At 72.7% G+C, this 3,358-nt stretch carries 5 protein-coding genes; 4 read left to right on the top strand and 1 reads right to left on the bottom strand.

Annotated elements, in window-relative coordinates:
- The 3 genes from I5E_RS13215 to I5E_RS13205 all read left to right on the top strand — a co-directional run.
- The coding region (locus I5E_RS13215) for a DUF6421 family protein (protein WP_031262684.1) at window positions 1-459 on the top strand (459 nt) is incomplete at its 5' end.
- Window positions 456-1,127 (top strand): SDR family oxidoreductase, encoded by a 672-nt coding sequence (locus tag I5E_RS13210; RefSeq protein ID WP_022907406.1) that lies wholly within the window; start codon window positions 456-458, stop codon window positions 1,125-1,127. The genes I5E_RS13215 and I5E_RS13210, both read left to right, overlap by 4 nt.
- Window positions 1,128-1,131: 4 nt before the next feature.
- The gene (locus I5E_RS13205) at window positions 1,132-2,205 is read left to right on the top strand and encodes a threonine aldolase family protein (RefSeq protein WP_022907405.1); all 1,074 of its coding nucleotides are present in this window, start codon (window positions 1,132-1,134) and stop codon (window positions 2,203-2,205) included.
- A 63-nt stretch (window positions 2,206-2,268) separates the two neighbouring features.
- On the opposite strand, the gene I5E_RS13200 is transcribed toward I5E_RS13205, so the two are convergent.
- Window positions 2,269-2,799 carry a GNAT family N-acetyltransferase gene (locus tag I5E_RS13200; protein WP_022907404.1) on the bottom strand — a complete coding sequence of 177 codons (531 nt, stop codon included), beginning with the start codon at window positions 2,797-2,799 and terminating at the stop codon, window positions 2,269-2,271.
- A 105-nt stretch (window positions 2,800-2,904) separates the two neighbouring features.
- On the opposite strand from I5E_RS13200, the gene I5E_RS25565 reads away from it, so the two are divergent.
- On the top strand, window positions 2,905-3,358 hold a 454-nt coding region (locus tag I5E_RS25565), incomplete at its 3' end, for an RNA polymerase sigma factor (protein ID WP_022907403.1).

Here is a 3,358-nt window from a genome sequence, read left to right as displayed (position 1 = left end):
GGATCTTCCGGTCGCGATCCCGGCAGCCGCGTCCGGAACTACGACGGGCTCGGCGGGCAGCTCCTCTTCGCGTGGATGCACCAGCACGACGTCCTGCACTGGACGGACACGCAGCTCACCATCGACTGGGAGGCCGTGCCGGACGTCATCATCGCCCTGAGCGACCAGATCAACGAGCTGTACCGGCGCTCGATCGATCGGCCGAAGGCGGCGCACTGGCTCGCCGCCTACGAGATGCTCACCCGGACGCTCACCCCGCACCCGGCCTCGGCGTGGGCGCGCGGACTCCCGACCGAGACGCTCGCCGGGCCACCGAGGGGCTACACCGACGCCGTCCTCGACGACGAGTTCCCGCTGTCGATGTTCTACGAGGCGCTCGACAAGAAGATGGCCGCGGTGATCGAGTCGACCGCGGGCATCACCGGGACGAGCGACGACGCACGGGCCGCCGCCGCGTGAGCGACGGCAGCCTCGACGGCCGCACGGTGCTGGTCGCGGGGGCGACCAGCACCAGCGGCCTCGCCGTGTCACGGGCACTGGTCGCCGCCGGAGCGACGGTGGTGGCCGTGGGCACGAGGGCGGCGGGCCTGGAGGCGCTCCGCACCGCCGTCCCGGGCGTCACCACCCACGCGTGCGACCTGTCGTCGCGTGCCGACGTCGACGCGCTGGTCGCGCGGATCCACCGGGACACCGGGCCGGTCGACGGGCTCGTCCACCTGGTCGGCGGCTGGCGCGGGGGCGGCAGCATCGCCGGGCAGACGGACGCGGACTGGGACTTCTTCGACCGCGGGTTCCGCACCCTCCGCAACACCACCCGAGCGCTGGTCGACGACCTCGTCGCGTCACCGGCCGGGCGACTCGCGTCCGTGTCGTCCACCGCCGTCGACGCCCCCACCGCCGGCGCAGCGAACTACGCGGCCGCCAAGGCGGCGGCGGACGCCTGGGTGCGCGCCGTCGCCCAGGGGTTCCGGAAGGACGCCCCCGACACCGCAGCAGCGGCCGTGTTCGTCGTCCGGAGCCTGGACGGCCTCGAGGACCGCCTCGGCGACGAGGTCGTCCGCCTCTGGGACGTCGATCCGGCCACCGTGAACGGCACCCGACTCCCCCTCGACCCCTCCCTAGGATGAACCAGTGACCCTTCGACTCCACGACCTGGACCTGCGGGGCTTCGCCTCGGACAACTACGCCGGCATCCACCCCGAGATCCTCGACGCGATCGCAGCGGCCAACGACGGCCACCAGATCGCCTACGGCGAGGACGTCTACACCGCCCGCCTCAACGAGGTCGTCGCCGAGCACTTCGGCGCGCAGGCGCAAGCGTTCCCGGTGTTCAACGGCACCGGTGCGAACGTCGTCGGCCTGCAGTCGATGCTCCCACGGTGGGGCGCCGTCGTGTGCACCTCGACCGCGCACATCCACACCGACGAGGCCGGTGCCCCCGAGCGCGTGGGCGGGATCAAGCTGCTGCCGGTCGAGACGCCCGACGGCAAGCTCACCCCCGAGCTCATCGACAAGGAGGCCTGGGGCTGGGGCGACGAGCACCGCGCCCAGCCGCTCGTCGTCTCGATCACCCAGACCACCGAGCTCGGCACCGCCTACACGGTGGACGAGGTCCGCGCGATCGCCGACCACGTCCACCCGCTCGGCATGACGCTGCACATGGACGGCGCCCGCATCTCGAACGCAGCCGCGAGCCTCGGGCTCCCCCTGCGCGACTTCACCACCGACGCCGGCGTCGACGTGCTGAGCTTCGGCGGGACGAAGAACGGGATGCTCTACGGCGAGGCGATCGTCGTCCTGAACCCCGACGCGTCCGAGGGCCTGCACTACCTCCGCAAGCTCAACATGCAGCTCTCGTCGAAGATGCGCTTCGTCTCGGCACAGCTCATCGCCCTGCTCACCGACGACCTGTACCTCCGGTCGGCCGGGCACGCGAACGCCATGGCCCAGCGGCTCCGCGGCGCGCTCGAGGCCGGGATCGCCGACGGCAGCATCCAGGGCGTCGAGTTCAGCCAGGACACCCAGGCGAACGGGGTCTTCGCGACCCTGCCCGCCGGGGTGGCCGACCGCCTCCGCGAGCACTTCCGGTTCTACGACTGGGACGCCAGCCGGAACGAGGTGCGGTGGATGTGCTCGTTCGACACCTCGGAGCAGGACATCGACGCGTTCGTGGCGGCGCTGACGAGGGAGCTCGCCGCCGTCTGACGACCGTACAGCGGACGGGAGGCGCGGGGCGGGGCCGCACCGCGCCTCCCGACCGTCAGCCGGTCACGTGACGGTCCGCACCAACTCGACCAGGCGGAGCGACGGGGCGTCCCGCCCCTGCCCCAGCAGGCGGAATTCGCGGGAGCGACCGCTCGGGCGGAACCCGCGACGCTCGTAGAAGCGACCAGCAGGCACCGCCTGGTCGTACACCTCGAGTCGGAGCCGGTCCCCGTGCTCCGCTGCCCACCCGACCACGTGGTCGAGCAGCGCATCCGCGACACCGTTCGCCCGGCCGCGGGACGACGGCGTGACGTACACGCCGGTGAGCACGGGATCGTTGCCGGATGCGTCGCCGACCTGGCCGCTCATCATGCCGATCCAGCGGCCCGTCGGGTCGACCGCCACCACACTCGTCGTCTCGGTCCCCTCTCCACGTCGCGCGCGGAGCCGCCAGTCGTCCTCGCTCATCGCGAGCGTGTACTCGAGCGTCGCACCGTAGGAGATCGGGTCGTCGGTCGCGTTCTCGATGCGGAGCGACCGCACCTGCTCCCAGTCGCGCTCGGTCGTGGTCCGGATCGAGAACGCAGCCTGCACGACTCCACGGTACGACCCGCGCTCTGGGGTGTCCGTCACGGCCCACCCGACGGGTGCCCCCTTTCGAATCCTCGGCACGCATCCACCCGAGGATCGGAGTCCGTCGTGCCCCTGCACGCCCCCACCACCGTGTCGCCACCGTCCGCGGACCCCACGGCGTTCGCATCCGTCGTGCGGCGGCACACGCCGCTGGTGCGCGCGACCGCGATGCGCCTGCTGCACTGCCGGGCGGACGCCGACGACGTCGTGCAGGAGACGTTCCTCGCGGCGTGGACGCACCTGGAGTCGATCGTCGACCCGGAGGCGATCGGCGCGTGGTTGGTGACGACCGCGCGGCGACGGAGCTACGACCGGCTGCGTCGGGGCGGGTCGTCGGCGATCCGGTGGGTCGACGAGTCGACGCCGGCGACCGAGGACCACGCCCCGACCGGGGTCGCCGAGCGGTCGTCGCTGGCGGACGCGGCGAGCGCCGTCCTCGCCACGATGCCGGCCGTGCAGCGCCGGTGCTGGGAGCTCCGGCACCTCGACGAGCTGCCGACCGCGAGGTCGCCGCCGCGTC

Source organism: Curtobacterium sp. B18, assembly GCF_000333375.1.
Lineage (GTDB): Bacteria > Actinomycetota > Actinomycetes > Actinomycetales > Microbacteriaceae > Curtobacterium.
The sequence above is the reverse complement of the archived record's forward strand: the minus strand, read 5'-3'. Positions and strand labels throughout refer to the sequence as shown.